Here is a 15,049-nt window from a genome sequence, read left to right as displayed (position 1 = left end):
CGCTAGTCAATGATAAGAAAATCTTTGGTAGAATGTGTAAGTATTTTAATGCCGGTCTCAGTAATTACTACGTCATCCTCAATTCGAACTCCACCAAAATCAGGGAGATAAATACCAGGTTCAACAGTAACAACCATACCAGGAGTTAAAATCATATCTTCGGTTTTCGACACACGCGGAGATTCGTGTACTTCCATCCCCAGCCCATGTCCGGTCCCGTGACCGAAATAATCGCCATAGCCGCGCTTCACGATGACATCGCGTGCGAAAGCATCGCCTTCTCTGCCCGTAATGCCTGGTTTCAAGTTTGCCAAACAATTCAGCTGTGCTTCCAACACAATATCATAAATTTCTTTATGTTTATCTGTTGGCTTTCCTAGCATAACCGTTCTGGTGATATCAGAGCAATAACCTTTATAATACGCTCCAAAATCCAATTTGACAAATTCGTTTCCTTGAAGAATGCGATCACTTGCTTTACCGTGAGGTAACGCTGAACGCTCACCCGACGCTACGATCGTCTCGAAGGACGTCGAGGTGCCTCCGTTTTTGCGAATAAACACTTCAATTTCCAGTGCAATATCTAACTCTTTGACACCTGGTTTAATGAAATTAAGGATGTGCGAGAAAGTTTGATCGGCCAAATCCGCCGCTTCCTGCATCACTTGCAGTTCCGCTTCATCTTTCACCATACGAATCAATTCAACAAGTCGTGAAGTTGGCACAAATTCAATGCCTGGAAGACCCTGTTGATAGTTGATAAAATCACCATAAGTCACGTCGCTTTGCTCGAAACCAAGCTTCGTAATCCCTTGCTGCCCCAAGAGTTCTCTTACGGACTCAATCGCCTTGGCTTTATGTTCTACCACTTCAAACAGTTTAGCTTGCTGCGGCGCTTGTGTCATATAACGAAAGTCTGTTAATAAAATGGCACGGTCTAACGTAATAAGTACATAGCCAGATGAACCAGTGAAACCAGATACATATGTACGGTTATATGCGTTCGTGATGAGTAGTGCCGGTAATTCTTGCTGTTGCATAGCCTCGCGAAGACGTTCAATACGTTTCTCCTGCATCCAAATCACCATTCCTTCTTAACGTTTTGCTAGAGCAAAACAATCTACGTAAGCCTATGCTTACAGATGGGGTAGTAAAGCTCGTAATCCAAGCGCATAACTATCTGCGCCAAATCCGCAAATTTGACCAATTACGACGGGTGCAATGACCGAATGATGACGAAATTCTTCACGTTTATGAATATTCGAAATATGAACCTCTACCGTTGGCAATTGGACCGTAGCTAGTGCATCACGAATCGCATAGCTGTAATGCGTGAAGGCACCAGGATTCATAAGAATGCCATCCTTTGTACCGTAGGCAGCGTGAATTTTGTCAATAATCTCGCCCTCATGGTTAGATTGGAAGCTCTCCAATTCGAGCGAAAGCTCGGTTCCAAGCTTTTCCAAACCTTCAATAATGGAAGAAAGTGTGACGGTTCCATATACACCAGGCTCACGTATACCAAGCATATTCAAATTCGGACCATTCAAAACTAGAACCCTTTTCAATTCGAAATCCTCCCGCAACAATCTTCATAGGCAACTAGCAGCTTTCCGCTATTTAACCTTTGATATTTTACCATAACTTTCATGTCTTGGGTATAGCCTCTGTCGTTCTAGCGCTTGTATATTCAATGGCAATCGAATACCCAATAAACATCCCCCATACAAGGAATAAACAAGCATCACTGATGATAGTATTAAGGTCCAGCTCGGTGATCCAATACACCATTCCTGTAATTGGCCCTACTATGAGATAAATAATCGCCCACCATAGCGCACCATAACCTATTCCCCAAAAAGGACTACGCAGTTTCCACATGGTAACCATGTAGATGAAGGCGGCCAATATCGAGAATAGAGCAAACACAATCCACCCCAAGAATAATCCCATCCATGTATTAAAATAATCATGCTTGAAAAAAGGTTCGACAAGAAATCCAATTCCTATCGTTGTGAACTTAAAGTAATTCTCAACAATTTTGAGGGCACCCCATATTAACCCTGCAAAAAAGCCGATATATAGGACAAATACCCAACGATTCGTTTGTTTTTTCTTCGCGGTATGCGCACTTGTCATCTGTGATCTTCCTTTCTCTACCGATAAGGCTTGTCTTTCCACCAGCAATCATAGTATGTTCTGTCGCAATCGGTAGCATTCAACACCTGAATCCGTTACAATAAGAAAGAACATAATTGAATTCGAGAAAGATGAGAAGGTGAATCTTGTGGCAGAACAAAACAGTATATACGGAGGACAAGCCGTCATCGAGGGCGTCATGTTCGCAGGAAGAAATGTGCACGTAACTGCTGTGCGCAAAAAAGACGGTTCCCTTGATTTTCTGGAAGTACCAAAGAAAGTGATTCCGTGGGTTCAAGCACTTAAGAAAATTCCTTTTGTTCGAGGAATTGTAGGTATTATCGAGTCCAGCGCCAAAGGTGCACAGCATCTGAATTTCTCCGCTGAGTCCTTCGCCGAGCAAGAAGGTGAAGAAGACACGACGAAGAAAGAAGAGAAAGGCGGCATTTTCTCTAGCATTTCCATGGTATTAGGTGTTGCTTTCGTCGGTGTCCTTTCCTTTTTGTTCGGGAAATTTATTTTCACTTTAGTTCCTGCTATTATTGAACAGTTTTTGTTTCAAAATGTATTTAGCAATCAGATTCTTCATAATCTTATAGAAGGTGTAATCAAACTCATTTTGTTAGTGGGATATATTTATTTCATCTCTCTTACACCTATGATTCGGAGATTGTTTCAATATCATGGCGCAGAACATAAAGTGATCAGCGCTTATGAAGCAGGCATGGAATTAACGGTAAGCAATGTTCAAAAGTTCAACACGCTTCATTACCGTTGTGGAAGCAGCTTTATCGTATTCACCGTTTTAATTGGTGTTATCATCTACTCTTTCCTTCACTATGACGGAATGGTCGAACGAATTGTGCAGCGTTTAATTTTGTTACCATTGGTAATCGGTGTATCTTATGAGGTATTACGTTTTACGAATTCCCTTCGTGATGTACCTGTTCTTCGTTATCTTGGTTACCCTGGTCTTTGGCTTCAATTACTAACAACTAAAGAACCTGAAGACAGTCAAGTAGAGGTATCCATTGCATCATTTAACCGCATGCTAGAAGCGGAAAAACGAATTATGGAGGGACGGGCATGAGAAGAAAGTTTTCTCCGATTGAAATTGCCATAGGCGTTTTGATTGCAATAGGCTTGCTCGCAAATTTCAGATTTTTTCTTGTTCCTATATTTGTGCTTGGTGTCATTTTTCTATTATATAAATTCCCACCTTCCCGTTGGAAGAAGCCTTCCATTCCTCGTGGAGCTGAAAAAGGTAAAACCAAAAACGCGAAGTTCCGCGTCATTAACGGCACGAAAGATTCCGATAAGGATGATTTCCCGAAATACCACTAAGTCAAGGATTTATGCGGAGGTCGCATGACGTATTTCTCATAATTTTCTTCGTAGGTACTTGCAGACCAACTTTTGAAGTACGCTTTGGCCGCCATGAAGCCCGACTCATAAAGTGACATGCTTAACTCCTTGGAGATGGTGAATTGTGTATTCCCAACACCTAGCGTAGGAATCTTAACGGTACGGAAGCGATTCTTCTGTTCGATGTAACGCTCATCATGCGCACTAAGCATAGTGCTAAAGAGTGCTTCTAGCATCGTAATAGGCCCTCGGATCGTATGTGTCGGGGTATCACTTTTTCCAACAAGTTGGAAACCAATAACAGGAATGACTTTAGTACGCGGCATTTCATTGTCGAACACCCAAAGCGGGAAATTGCTTAACAAGCCGCCATCCACGATATAATTAAACTGCTCCGAGAAAGGCTTAGCCTTCTCGGAGCTTTTTATATTACGACGGATTCTGACTGGATCGAAAAAGTAGGGGATGCTCGTGCTCATCCTCACCGCTTTCGCAACGGAAAGCTTACCAGGCTCGATGCCGTATTGGGCTATATCATTAGGCAGAACCAATAGCTTGCCTTGCGTAATATCAGAAGCAATAATGCGGAGCTGGTTTGGCTGAAGATCGGCAAATGTGCGAACACCCTTCATAGCTAGTTGTTGATTGACCCAATGTTCCAAGGCTTCCCCGGAATAAAGTCCTTTTTTGAGCAATAAGCGTGCCGCGGGACCAATGATCTTCGTATTGAAAATAGGAGAACGTTGCATGAACGACTTAAATGGCGCTCTAAGGATCAATTCCCTCATCTCTTCCCCGGTATAGCCGGCAGCCAACAAAGCAGCTACAATCGAACCAGAGCTTGTACCTGCGACATTATGAAAGGTATATCCTTGTTCTATCGCTGCGCTCACACTACCCGCCAAGGCAATCCCTTTGACGCCGCCACCTTCAAACACGCCATTAATCTTCATACCCGGCATCCTCCCCTTAGCTCTAATTCATAGGGCTTCTTAGGTATGTATGCGTGAGCAGTTTGTTTCTATTCCCAAAGAAAAAAGACAGAGAACCGTAAACGGTCTCTGTCTAATTCTCTGCCTCTAACTCTTTACGAACATTCATAAGTTCATCTGCTCGGCTGGGATCTCTCCGAAAGTATTCTAATAAGGTTTCAATGCACGTAATCGAATCCCAGCTTAGATGATGCTCAATGCCTTCGACATCCTTATATATATTGTCCTCATGGACACCAATAGTCGTTAGAAAATTTTCCAAAAGCTCATGCCGATCCATCAAACGTTTGCCCATTTTCTTCCCTTTGGGCGTTAGGATGAGACCACGATATTTTTCATAGATTAAATAATTATCTTTATCTAATTTTTGAATCATTTTCGTTACGGAGGAGGGGTGCACTTCAAGCCCTTCAGCAATGTCGGAAACACGAGCGTAACCTTTCTCATCGATAAGCTTGTATATTCTCTCCAAATAATCTTCCATACTTGGCGTAGCCATTGCTATATTTCCCCCTGCTGTGCGAATTTCATTCCACAAAAAATGTATAAAGGTTTTCTCAAGCCATACTGGCTTTCCTATCATAATCCATCTACCCAGATGCGGTCAAATCTCCCATGATTTCAAAGCACTTCTCTTTGGCACACTAAAATAATAGATTGTTAATCCCATTTGTGAAGGAGGCCCTTATGTCTACTGAGTTACTTACAAGGCCGCAACCTAGCACGACGATTTTCGTGCCTGAGCTTGTTTATTTTGAACCTGATGCCCTGAATTATCCCAAAGGTAAACAAATTTATCAATGGGCTGAGCAGGAAGGCCTTGAGATTCATATGACGACCTCTCATAATCAAATCCGCGATTTGCCCGGAGAAAATGAATTAGATAAATACCGGATAGCGAAGCGAACTTTAGTCGTTGGTATCCGAAAAACGTTAAAGTTCGAGACATCCAAGCCATCCGCCGAATACGCGATACCCATCGCAACAGGCTGCATGGGCCATTGTCATTATTGTTATTTGCAAACAACGATGGGTGCGAAGCCTTATATACGTGTCTATGTCAATATAGACGAGATTCTCGAGGCAGCCAAAGGCTATATCGAGGAACGCGAGCCTGAAATTACTCGTTTTGAAGCCGCGTGTACATCTGACCCCGTAGGACTTGAACATATATCTGGATCGCTCAAACAGTTAATCGAATTTATGGGTGAACAGGAACACGGACGCCTACGATTTGTCACTAAGTACCATCATGTGGAGCCTTTATTAGATGCCAAACATAACAAGCATACCCGATTTCGGTTCAGCGTGAATGCGGATTATGTGATCAAGAACTTCGAGCCTGGTACATCTCGATTTCATGAACGCATTGAAGCGGCAGGCAAAGTGGCCAAGGCTGGATATCCGCTTGGTTTCATCATTGCCCCTATTATTTGGCATGAAGGCTGGGAGGAAGGCTATGCAACGCTACTTGAAAAGCTCTACAATACCTTACCTGCCGAGGCCACACACGATCTCACTTTTGAAATGATTCAACATAGATTCACGAAAACAGCCAAGAATATTATTGAGAAGCGGTATCCCAAAACGAAGCTGGAAATGGACGAAGAAAAGAGAAAATACAAATGGGGAAAATATGGGAAAGGTAAATATGTATACAAAGATGAACAAGCTACCGCGTTGAGGGAATTTATTACAGAGCAAATTTTCGAGAAATTCCCTCAAGCGAAGATTGAATATTTTACATGATCCCTTAAAATTTCAAGAAATCTGGTGTAATGGAGTTCAACCAAAGGGTGATTTGCGTCATTTTACCTGTATAAAGAAGAATGGCGATGATAATCATTAAGCCTCCGCCAATTTTCATAAGAAGGTTGGAGTAACGTAGAATCCATTTGGTTGAACCGATGAAAAAGGAAAGAAGGAAGAAAGGAATAGCGAATCCAAGTGAGTATGCAGTCGTTAATTGCAACCAGGTTCCCGGTTCTGTTGCCGCTAAAGCAAGAATGGCTGACAGAATCGGCCCTACACATGGTGACCACCCCGCTGCAAAACCCATGCCAACAAAGACTGAGCCCACATAGCCAGCTGGCCGAAATTTAATAGACAATTTACGTTCTTTCATTAGCCATTGCGGTTGAAAAATACCGAGTAAAAATAGACCCATGACAAATATTAAAAGTGCAGCGATCTGACGAAGCAAGTCGCGGTAGTCAATAAAGAAGCTCCCGACAAAGCCTGCCGTTAGTCCTAAAGCATAAAAAATGATAGAGAAACCTACGATAAAGCTTAACGTGTGGAGCATCGTTTGACGCCTAACTTGAACCGTTGTTCTCCCTGACTTAAGTTCACTGACCGAAATGCCTGTTATGTAGGATAAGAACGAAGGATATAAAGGAAGACAACAAGGTGAAATGAAAGATGCGATACCCGCCCAAAGGGCGATCCAAATATTAACTGAATCCATGATTTATATCCTCAATCCTCTTTTTAAAATAATCCCAATTAAAATAGCGATGAGGCTCAGTACGACCGTCCCTCCAGGTGCCAGATCCCAAATCCCGGCTACTACAAGACCAACGATCACGGCTATTTCCGAGAATAAAATCGCTAAGAAAACGGAATGTTTGAAGCTGCGAGCAATTAACAAGCTGCATGCGACTGGAATTGTTAACAACGAGGAAACCAATAAAGCTCCTACAATTTTGATAGCAACCGAAATTACAAGTGCCGTCAGCATCGTAATCATCATATTATAAAATTTCAAAGGAAGTCCACTTACACTCGCTGCATCCTCATCAAAAAACATTAAGAAAAATTCTTTGAAATGAAAAGCGATAACGCCGATAACAAGTACACAAACAACGAGTACCACCCATAAATCAGTGGAATCTAACGTATAAATGCTGCCGAACAGATAGCTCATGACATTCATATTAAAACCTTTGCCTAGGGTAAAAAGTAACGTTGCCAAAGCAACGCCACCTGACATTATAATGGCTATGGAGAGCTCAGCGTAAGTCTTATATGCCTTGCGCAGCCTTTCTATGGCAAATGAAGCTAGCAAGGCAAATACAAGCCCTACGCCTAGTGGGTATACATTGATCAAAAAGCCGAGTGCTACGCCAGCAATCGAAACATGTGCTAAGGTGTCACCTATCATAGATAGACGTCTTAGAACAAGAAAAACGCCCATTAATGGCGCAGTCAGCCCGATCAATAATCCACCTATTAATGCACGTTGAAAAAAGTACTCTGTAAATATGTCCAAAATGCCCGCTCCTTACTGAACTCCGATCATCTCTCGAATCTGGCCGAGTGAATGGGTTAGATTCGTCTCACGGCAATCCTCGGGATCATGGGTATGCTTCACATAAAACTTGATGCCACCGCTTACTTGCTTCGCCTCTGTACCGAGATACGACTGAATCATGTCCATATCATGGGAAACCATAATGAAGGTCATATGATGATGGAGATGCATATGCTTGATCATCCGGAAGAAACCTATCTGCGTTTCAGCATCAATCCCAACCGTAGGCTCATCTAGAATAAGCAGTTCCGGGTTGTTCACGATCGCACGAGCTAAGAACGCTCGCTGCTGCTGACCTCCTGAGAGCTGGCCTATACGCCGATCGGCTAAATCCTCAATGCGCATCGCCAGCATCGCGTCTTCAGCTTTTTGCAAATCAGCTTTGGAGAGTCGGCGATATATGTTCTTTTTGGTATACATGCCAGAAAGTACGACTTCCCTAACTGTCGCTGGAAATAAAGGATTGAAAGCATTCTTCTGTGGCACATAACCGATACGTTCCCAGTCCTTGAATTGATTCAATGGACGATCAAATAATCGGATTTCTCCATTAGTTGGTTTCAATAGACCAACTAACATCTTTAGAAGCGTCGTTTTACCAGCCCCGTTGGAACCAATCACACCCACAAAATCGCGCTCAAATACATCAAACTGGAGATTGTTAATCACTGTCTTATTTTCATATCCAAATGAAATCTGATCGATAGAAACGATTTTCTGATGGCATAACATTCTATTATTAGCTTCCATCTGATTACTCCTGACTTACTAAGAATTGTCCTACTTTCTTATTGTAACGCGAGGACTAAGTTTTTCAAGTTTTTGTCCATAATTGAAATATAATCTTCCCCTGCTTTAATCTGCTCTTCCGTAAGTCCCTCTAGTGGATTAAGTACAAGGGTGTCTACCTTTGCATCTTTGGCTAACGTCTTTGCCAGCTTATCCGAGACAAGTTCTTCGAAGAAAATATATTTGAGCTGATGTTCTTTAATAAAAGCATTAATTTGTTTGAGATCTTGAGCTGTTGGCTCTGCATCTGGTGATAACCCCATGATAGACATTTGAGTCAAGCCGTAGTCTCTACATAGATATGCAAATGCATGATGAGATACTGCAATTTCTTTTTTTGAAGTGGTCGCAAGTTCTTTTTTGTATCTTGTGTCCAACTCTGATAATTTGGCGTTATATTTCTGATAGTTTTGCTCATACGCGTCTTTATGAGCTGGATCCGCTTCGATTAATGCTGCTTTAATATTATTAGCCATTTTTTGTGCATTTAACGGGCTTAACCAAGCATGTGGATCAAATTCTTTTTTATTCTCATCCGTTGTGATCAAATTAGCGCCTGTACTTGCTTCAACGACACGTACTGTCGATTTACTTGATAGACTTCCAAGGAAATCTTTGACCCAACCTTCAAAGCCTGCACCTTGATATACGAAAACTTGTGCCCCTGACATATTTTTAATGTCCCTGCTTTTAGGAGACCAGTCATGCGGCTCAACACCAGCCGGAACAAGATTAATTACATTTACATAATCGCCGCCAATTTGTTTTGTAAAATCATATAATGGATAAAAGCTAGTAACGACATTTACTTTTCCCTCTACTAATCCAGCTTTCGAACTGCCACAGCCCGCAATGCAGCAAGCAGCTATCATCAATAAAGCTATGTAGATAAAACGCTTCGCATGTCTTGTCATTTGAATAAACACCCACTCTAAATCGTAATTTTTTTTATTAACGTTTTGATTATACGAGGTGGGTTTATTGAAGTCAATATATCTGGAGAGGAAAGTCAAAAAAGCCAGCTGCATTGTTCACAGCATGGCCATTTATGTTTCAACTATGTTTTTCTCGACATTCTCCGATACTTATTCCTCTTCTGAAGCTTCAGAATTGTCTGATTTACTGGATTCGTCAGCGCCACCTGAATTATCATCAGAACCAGAATCGTCAGATCCCTCTTGCCCAACTTTAGCCTCTTTGGCTTTCTGTTTTTCCTCACTGCTACCTTTAGTTGGTTTGTCTGATTCTTCTTTCAACTTTTTATAACGTTCTTCCGATTCTTTAATAAGTTTGGCATCTTGTTCTTTTTGATATTCAATCACTTCATTGAACATCTGATACTGTTTCTTCAGTTCTTGATCAATGACACTCTCTTGACTCTTGGCTTCAGCTTCTTTTTTGGCCTCTTCTTTTTTCTTCTCGCCTCCACCGAATAACGAACAAGCTGTCAAAGTGATGATTAATATCGCTATAGTTATCCCTTTTCCTATACGCCCAATAAGCATCTCATTCACTCCGTGGTTAGTTTCCTATAGCTTGCCCTTTGTTTTCAAAAATACCCTCAACTATGGCGACAAAGCATTGCCATAAAAAGCAAAAGACCCCTTCCAGAAAATCTGGAAAAGGGTCTTTCGTGTCTAAGCTATTATTTCACGATCGCACCGTTCGGCATCGAATCAGGAACGGTCGCTAACGTTAGCTGATCGCCATGTGAAGCGGCGAGAATCATACCTTGAGACAGCTCGCCGCGCAGCTTGGCGGGCTTCAAGTTCGTGACGCAAATCACTTTGCGTCCAACAAGATCATCGGGCGTGTAGAACTTCGCGATGCCCGAAACAACCTGACGCTGCTCATAGCCGAGGTCGAGCTGCAGCTTGAGAAGCTTGTCGGCGCCTTTCACAGGCTCCGCCGAAATCACTTGTGCCACACGCAGCTCCACTTTACCGAAATCATCGATCCCGATTTCTTCTTTGGGCTCCGGCGTTGGCACGGAAGTCGTTGCAGCGGCCGCTGTCGCCGCTGCCTTTGGTTCTTCGGTGCTCTCCGAAGCACCGCCACCCATGGCCTCGACGATGTAGGCGACTTCTGCCGCTACGTCGAGTCTAGGGAACATCGGCTCTCCCTTCTGCACCTTGGTGCCCGTAGGGAGATGACCGAAGGACTGCACGCTCTCCCACGCGGTTAAGCGTGGCAAATCGTCATCAGCAGCAAGTCCTAGCTGCGCCCAGATCAATTCAGGCGTCTTCGTCAAGAAAGGACGAAGAAGAACCGAAGAAATGCGCTGCGATTCCGCCAGCACGTACATGACTGAGCCTAGCGTATCTCGCTTGGCCTCATCCTTCACCATCGACCACGGCTGTGTTTCGTCGATATATTTATTCGTGCGGCTAATCAGCTGCCACACCGCGGATAGTGCAATGGAGAACTCCATTTTTTCCATTGATTCTTCATACTTTGTTACTGTCGCACGAACCGTCTCCAGTAGGCTTTCGTCAAATTCAGTAGCACCAGGAATATAGGCGGGAATATGACCAGCAAAATACTTATCGATCATCACAATCGTACGATTCAATAAATTCCCCAAATCATTCGCTAGATCATGATTTACACGTTCCACAAAACTTTCAGGCGTAAACGTGCCGTCTGCTCCGAATGGCACTTCGCGCATGAGGTAATAACGAAGAGCATCCAAACCATAACGATCAATAAGAGTAACAGGATCTACAACATTGCCCTTCGATTTTGACATTTTGCCATCCTTCATGAGCAGCCATCCGTGTGCAAATACCTTCTTTGGCAATGGCAAATCAAGTGCCATTAACATAATCGGCCAATAAATCGTATGGAATCGTACAATTTCCTTACTCATTAAGTGCACATCTGCTGGCCAATACCTTTTGAAAATCGTCTCATCGTCTGAGCCATAACCAAGAGCTGTAATATAATTGGAAAGCGCATCAATCCAAACATAAATAACATGTTTGGGATCTCCAGGCACTTTAATTCCCCAATCAAAAGTGGTTCTCGAAACAGCCAAATCTTCTAAACCTGGTTTAATGAAATTATTCAACATTTCATTCTTACGTGATTCCGGCTGGATGAAATCAGGATTCTCTTCATAATATTGAACAAGTCTATCCGCATACTTACTCATCCGGAAGAAATACGTTTGCTCCTTCATCTTCTCCACAGGACGTCCACAATCCGGACATTTCCCATCAACCAACTTACTCTCTAGGAAGAAGGATTCATCCGGAATACAGTACCAGCCTTCATACTCACCTAAATAAATATCACCTTGATCGAGTAAACGCTGAAAAATCTTCGCAACCGCGTCCTTATGGCGATCTTCCGTCGTACGAATAAAATCATCATACGAAATGTCCAACTTCGCCCACAGGTCTTTAATCCCAGAAACAATATTGTCCACAAATGCTTGTGGGGTTGTTCCTTTTTCTTGCGCCTTACGCTCAATTTTCTGTCCATGTTCATCAGTTCCTGTCAAATACCTAACATCATAGCCCTGCAACCTTTTGTAGCGCGCCATCGCATCTCCGGCAACAGTCGAATACGCATGGCCGATATGCAGCTTATCACTTGGATAGTAGATCGGTGTCGTAATGTAAAATGTTTTTGATTGTTCGGACATGATTCGTTCCTCCAATAGCGGTTAGTAGAAAACACAAAAAACCCTCATCCATCTTGGGACGAGAGTTGAACTCACGCGGTACCACCCAGGTTCCCCCGCCTTTCACAAGCTCGGGGCTCAGTAAGTCTATTACGACTTGCCCATTAACGCTGGGACACGAGGCCAGCTTACTCTCTGCCAAAGTTTGTGTAAACACTTGCTTTACACAACTGTGCTGAGTAGCTCGAAGGCCTATTCTCCGGGACCATATTCCAAACATTCTCCTATACCGGCTTTCACCTGCCCCGGCTCTCTGTTCATAGGTATCTGATTGTACTTATCCGTTCATCGAAAAAACAATATTTAGCATCTTTAAGCACAATATATCGAAAAAAACAGCCTCGTGTCAAGCCGACAGATTCACTATATTAATTTCCGCTCTTTGCAGGCACGTGGTCTACGCCACCTGGGTGAAAAGGATGGCATTTGCAAATCCGTTTCACAGCTAACCAAGAACCTGTTAAAGGTCCGTGAACCTCAATCGCTTCTAACGCATATTGCGAACAAGTTGGATAAAATCGACATGTAGGTGGTTTAAGCGGCGAAATAAACTTCCGATAAAAATGGATAGGGGCTTGCACAACCCTTTTCATCAGTATTCTCCTAATTCTTTGTAAAGTTGTATCTATCACTACCATCTTGACTGAAAATAAGGATCCCGTCAAATGCTCTTACTATGACTGTGACATCCAACTCCTTCAGACCTGAAAACACTTCAGGAATCTTGAATATAAATGAATAGACACAAAAGTTTTCATCACTGATTGCTGTGTAAGTTTAGATAATTTGACTTCTATATAGGATTTGAGATCAAATGAATCACACCAATTACCGATGATTTTCGGCTTAGGAAACTTTGATTTAGTTGAGTTAGAGTGAATAGCTTTCATTTTCATTTTGCGCAAAGCAAGTAATCTGCTCTCCTCAACTTTAATTGCTAGACAAATTTTATCAACGAGCAGCTTTGCACTTCTATAATTAATATTTAGAATCTCTGATAATCCGTAGGCAGTAAATTCAACACCGCTTTTAAACATAAGCTGGATAGCTTTGAACCAGGTTAATAACGATAATTTAGATTTATGCATAATTGTGCCCGCGGTAATCGAAATCTGCATTCTACACTCTTTACACTCCAATAATCTACGGGTACGAATTTGAAAAGCCTCATGATGATCACACCGAGGACAATGAAATCCCTTAGACCAACGCAAGTTCATAAGAAAATCCTCACACGCCTCTTCTGTTTCACAGAATGACGCATCACTAGCAATTGATTTAATATTCATATCCGATCACCCCTAACGAGAACTTATGTTCTATAATTAATTATATCAAACATACGTTCGCTTGTACAGAGGTTTTACATAATATTTTCCAAATTTACTGCAATCTCTTGGGATTTTCTTCGCAAGGGATATATTCGCTAGAAAACAAATTCTGTGATATGTACAAGTCTAAAAACTAGGGAATAGAATAGTTATTCAGTATTTTTTTCAAGCTCGACAAATCTATTAACTTCGATTATGAACTACTTGAAAAGTACAATTCAATCCGCCGCTTCTTGTAGCTATCACAGAATTTAGTTTTTAGCGGGATACCTTCCCTCAAGGTCTTCGGTAATCACCTACGGTTAAAATTTCAACAGAAATTCGATCTGAAAAAAGGTAGATATCTCCGATTTCATTAATAGATTGAGGTTAATTGCTTAGAGGGTTCGGGGGTCGAGGTTCGGGGTTCGGGGGTCGGGGTTCGGGGGTCGGGGGTCGGGGGTCGGGGTTCGGGGTTCGGGGTTCGGGGTTCGGGGTTCGGGGTTCGGGGGTCGGGGGTCGGGGGTCGGGGGTCGGGGGTCGGGGGTCGGGGGTCGGGGGTCGGTGAGACTTAGGGATCGTAGAGCCTGCGGCTTGGGGAGTTGCGTTGGATTAGGAAAAGCGTGTAATAGAAAGGTTTGATTACTATGGTTTGACCTAGCACGAATGGTTTGTGATGGAATAGATTTACGAATTGTGTTACATGGTGACATTTATCATCTTTGGGTTATAATGTTGAATGGAGCTGAAGCCATGATTGAAGGAGTATATTTGCTATGATAATTGAGATATTTCAAGATTTAGTCTGTCCTTGGTGCCGCATCGGGAAGAAGAATTTGATGGATGCGCTTGAGGATTTTACAGATGAACCTGTTGAACTGCACTATCGTGCGTATCAACTTGATCCTTCGACACCCATGGAGGGTGAGAATTTCGCGACGCTTATGCGCACTAAATTTCGTGCTGACGAAAGTAAACTGCAAGCTATGCTGCAACAAGTGACTCAAGCTGGACAAGCATCTGGTTTACATTTTGATTTTGCGAAAGTTACGAAAATGCCCAATACGTTAAGAGCGCATCAGCTTATTGCGATCGCACCTGGCGAAGTCAAACAGAAGCTTGTAGATGACTTATTCAAAGCTTATTTTGAAGATGGAAAAGATATTGGTGATATAGATTTCCTACTTGAAGCTGCTAGTCAGGTAGGTATTGATCCGAATCAAACACGCATCAACCTTCTTGCTAAAGAAGGTTTGGAGCAGGTTGAAGATGACCTTGCTTTTGCCAGTCAAGCGGGTGTAACAGGGGTTCCCTTTTTCGTTATTAACCATAAGTATGCGTTAACAGGTGCGCAACCCGCAGCTACGTTTCTACAAGCTTTAAAGCAAATTAGCGCAGAGGGTACTGACGAAGCATGATCTAAAGTTCAATATCGCCCGGCATCTCCATTGGA

The 15,049-nt window shown here is 42.6% G+C and carries 17 protein-coding genes; 4 read left to right on the top strand and 13 right to left on the bottom strand.

Annotation, left to right across the window (positions count from 1 at the left end):
• Positions 1-2: 2 nt before the first annotated feature.
• From HQN88_RS08320 to HQN88_RS08310, 3 genes are all read right to left on the bottom strand, one after another.
• Positions 3-1,076 (bottom strand): M24 family metallopeptidase, encoded by a 1,074-nt coding sequence (locus HQN88_RS08320; protein ID WP_173109988.1) that lies wholly within the window; start codon positions 1,074-1,076, stop codon positions 3-5.
• A 60-nt stretch (positions 1,077-1,136) separates the two neighbouring features.
• Positions 1,137-1,568 carry a type II 3-dehydroquinate dehydratase gene (gene aroQ, locus HQN88_RS08315; RefSeq protein ID WP_173109986.1) on the bottom strand — a complete coding sequence of 144 codons (432 nt, stop codon included), beginning with the start codon at positions 1,566-1,568 and terminating at the stop codon, positions 1,137-1,139.
• 79 nt (positions 1,569-1,647) lie between these two features.
• Positions 1,648-2,139, bottom strand: a complete 492-nt coding sequence (locus HQN88_RS08310; RefSeq protein WP_173109984.1) for a YqhR family membrane protein — start codon at positions 2,137-2,139, stop codon at positions 1,648-1,650.
• Positions 2,140-2,338: 199 nt separating this feature from the next.
• Here HQN88_RS08310 and HQN88_RS08305 point away from each other — a divergent pair, with 199 nt between their 5' ends.
• Entirely contained in the window at positions 2,339-3,229 is an 891-nt protein-coding gene (locus HQN88_RS08305) for a DUF1385 domain-containing protein (protein WP_173110470.1), read from the top strand.
• Positions 3,226-3,483: a hypothetical protein gene (locus HQN88_RS08300; protein WP_173109982.1), complete on the top strand. Its 258-nt coding sequence runs from the start codon at positions 3,226-3,228 to the stop codon at positions 3,481-3,483. Before HQN88_RS08305 ends, HQN88_RS08300 begins: the two co-directional genes overlap by 4 nt.
• On the opposite strand, the gene HQN88_RS08295 is transcribed toward HQN88_RS08300, so the two are convergent.
• Positions 3,480-4,457, bottom strand: coding sequence for a patatin-like phospholipase family protein (locus HQN88_RS08295; RefSeq protein ID WP_173109980.1), 978 nt, complete (start codon positions 4,455-4,457; stop codon positions 3,480-3,482). The two genes, HQN88_RS08300 and HQN88_RS08295, sit on opposite strands and share 4 nt — an antisense overlap.
• 112 nt (positions 4,458-4,569) lie before the next feature.
• On the bottom strand, positions 4,570-4,995 hold the full coding sequence (gene mntR, locus HQN88_RS08290) for a transcriptional regulator MntR (RefSeq protein WP_056614749.1): 426 nt from the start codon (positions 4,993-4,995) through the stop codon (positions 4,570-4,572).
• 188 nt (positions 4,996-5,183) lie between these two features.
• Here mntR and splB point away from each other — a divergent pair, with 188 nt between their 5' ends.
• On the top strand, positions 5,184-6,245 hold the full coding sequence (splB, locus tag HQN88_RS08285; RefSeq protein ID WP_173109978.1) for a spore photoproduct lyase: 1,062 nt from the start codon (positions 5,184-5,186) through the stop codon (positions 6,243-6,245).
• 4 nt (positions 6,246-6,249) lie between these two features.
• Here the strand turns inward: splB and HQN88_RS08280 are convergent, their stop codons facing one another.
• The 8 genes from HQN88_RS08280 to HQN88_RS08245 form a co-directional block, all read right to left on the bottom strand.
• A complete protein-coding gene (locus HQN88_RS08280; RefSeq protein ID WP_173109976.1) occupies positions 6,250-6,963 on the bottom strand; it encodes a cytochrome c biogenesis CcdA family protein in 714 nt (237 codons plus the stop codon).
• A gap of 3 nt (positions 6,964-6,966) precedes the next feature.
• Positions 6,967-7,767 carry a metal ABC transporter permease gene (locus tag HQN88_RS08275; RefSeq protein ID WP_056614758.1) on the bottom strand — a complete coding sequence of 267 codons (801 nt, stop codon included), beginning with the start codon at positions 7,765-7,767 and terminating at the stop codon, positions 6,967-6,969.
• Positions 7,768-7,779: 12 nt separating this feature from the next.
• Positions 7,780-8,559 (bottom strand): metal ABC transporter ATP-binding protein, encoded by a 780-nt coding sequence (locus HQN88_RS08270; RefSeq protein ID WP_173109973.1) that lies wholly within the window; start codon positions 8,557-8,559, stop codon positions 7,780-7,782.
• A 38-nt stretch (positions 8,560-8,597) separates the two neighbouring features.
• Positions 8,598-9,512: a metal ABC transporter substrate-binding protein gene (locus HQN88_RS08265; protein ID WP_173109971.1), complete on the bottom strand. Its 915-nt coding sequence runs from the start codon at positions 9,510-9,512 to the stop codon at positions 8,598-8,600.
• A 171-nt stretch (positions 9,513-9,683) separates the two neighbouring features.
• Complete coding sequence (locus HQN88_RS08260; RefSeq protein WP_173109970.1) at positions 9,684-10,103, bottom strand: hypothetical protein; 420 nt, start codon at positions 10,101-10,103, stop codon at positions 9,684-9,686.
• A 140-nt stretch (positions 10,104-10,243) separates the two neighbouring features.
• Positions 10,244-12,247, bottom strand: a complete 2,004-nt coding sequence (metG, locus tag HQN88_RS08255; protein WP_173109968.1) for a methionine--tRNA ligase — start codon at positions 12,245-12,247, stop codon at positions 10,244-10,246.
• A gap of 407 nt (positions 12,248-12,654) precedes the next feature.
• On the bottom strand, positions 12,655-12,879 hold the full coding sequence (yidD, locus tag HQN88_RS08250) for a membrane protein insertion efficiency factor YidD (RefSeq protein WP_216855662.1): 225 nt from the start codon (positions 12,877-12,879) through the stop codon (positions 12,655-12,657).
• 105 nt (positions 12,880-12,984) lie between these two features.
• Positions 12,985-13,575 carry a transposase gene (locus HQN88_RS08245; RefSeq protein WP_173109966.1) on the bottom strand — a complete coding sequence of 197 codons (591 nt, stop codon included), beginning with the start codon at positions 13,573-13,575 and terminating at the stop codon, positions 12,985-12,987.
• A gap of 797 nt (positions 13,576-14,372) precedes the next feature.
• Between HQN88_RS08245 and HQN88_RS08240 the strand changes: the two genes are divergently transcribed.
• Positions 14,373-15,014 (top strand): DsbA family oxidoreductase, encoded by a 642-nt coding sequence (locus HQN88_RS08240; RefSeq protein ID WP_173109964.1) that lies wholly within the window; start codon positions 14,373-14,375, stop codon positions 15,012-15,014.
• The last annotated feature ends 35 nt before the right edge of the window (positions 15,015-15,049 follow it).

This window comes from Paenibacillus qinlingensis (assembly GCF_013204845.1).
Taxonomy (GTDB): Bacteria; Bacillota; Bacilli; order Paenibacillales; family NBRC-103111; genus Paenibacillus_E; species Paenibacillus_E qinlingensis.
Note: the sequence above shows the minus strand (reverse complement) of the source record. Positions and strands in the feature narration are given on the sequence as shown.

Excerpts from the sequence above, each read along its gene's own strand:
- HQN88_RS08320 (WP_173109988.1), bottom strand. The coding sequence starts at position 1,076 with ATGCAGGAGAAACGTATTGAACGTCTTCGCGAGGCTATGCAACAGCAA.
- HQN88_RS08310 (WP_173109984.1), bottom strand. The coding sequence starts at position 2,139 with ATGACAAGTGCGCATACCGCGAAGAAAAAACAAACGAATCGTTGGGTA.
- HQN88_RS08305 (WP_173110470.1), top strand. The coding sequence starts at position 2,339 with ATGTTCGCAGGAAGAAATGTGCACGTAACTGCTGTGCGCAAAAAAGAC.
- HQN88_RS08300 (WP_173109982.1), top strand. The coding sequence starts at position 3,226 with ATGAGAAGAAAGTTTTCTCCGATTGAAATTGCCATAGGCGTTTTGATT.
- HQN88_RS08295 (WP_173109980.1), bottom strand. The coding sequence starts at position 4,457 with ATGAAGATTAATGGCGTGTTTGAAGGTGGCGGCGTCAAAGGGATTGCC.
- mntR (WP_056614749.1), bottom strand. The coding sequence starts at position 4,995 with ATGGCTACGCCAAGTATGGAAGATTATTTGGAGAGAATATACAAGCTT.
- splB (WP_173109978.1), top strand. The coding sequence starts at position 5,184 with ATGTCTACTGAGTTACTTACAAGGCCGCAACCTAGCACGACGATTTTC.
- HQN88_RS08280 (WP_173109976.1), bottom strand. The coding sequence starts at position 6,963 with ATGGATTCAGTTAATATTTGGATCGCCCTTTGGGCGGGTATCGCATCT.
- HQN88_RS08270 (WP_173109973.1), bottom strand. The coding sequence starts at position 8,559 with ATGGAAGCTAATAATAGAATGTTATGCCATCAGAAAATCGTTTCTATC.
- HQN88_RS08265 (WP_173109971.1), bottom strand. The coding sequence starts at position 9,512 with ATGACAAGACATGCGAAGCGTTTTATCTACATAGCTTTATTGATGATA.
- HQN88_RS08260 (WP_173109970.1), bottom strand. The coding sequence starts at position 10,103 with ATGCTTATTGGGCGTATAGGAAAAGGGATAACTATAGCGATATTAATC.
- metG (WP_173109968.1), bottom strand. The coding sequence starts at position 12,247 with ATGTCCGAACAATCAAAAACATTTTACATTACGACACCGATCTACTAT.
- yidD (WP_216855662.1), bottom strand. The coding sequence starts at position 12,879 with ATGAAAAGGGTTGTGCAAGCCCCTATCCATTTTTATCGGAAGTTTATT.
- HQN88_RS08245 (WP_173109966.1), bottom strand. The coding sequence starts at position 13,575 with ATGAATATTAAATCAATTGCTAGTGATGCGTCATTCTGTGAAACAGAA.
- HQN88_RS08240 (WP_173109964.1), top strand. The coding sequence starts at position 14,373 with ATGATAATTGAGATATTTCAAGATTTAGTCTGTCCTTGGTGCCGCATC.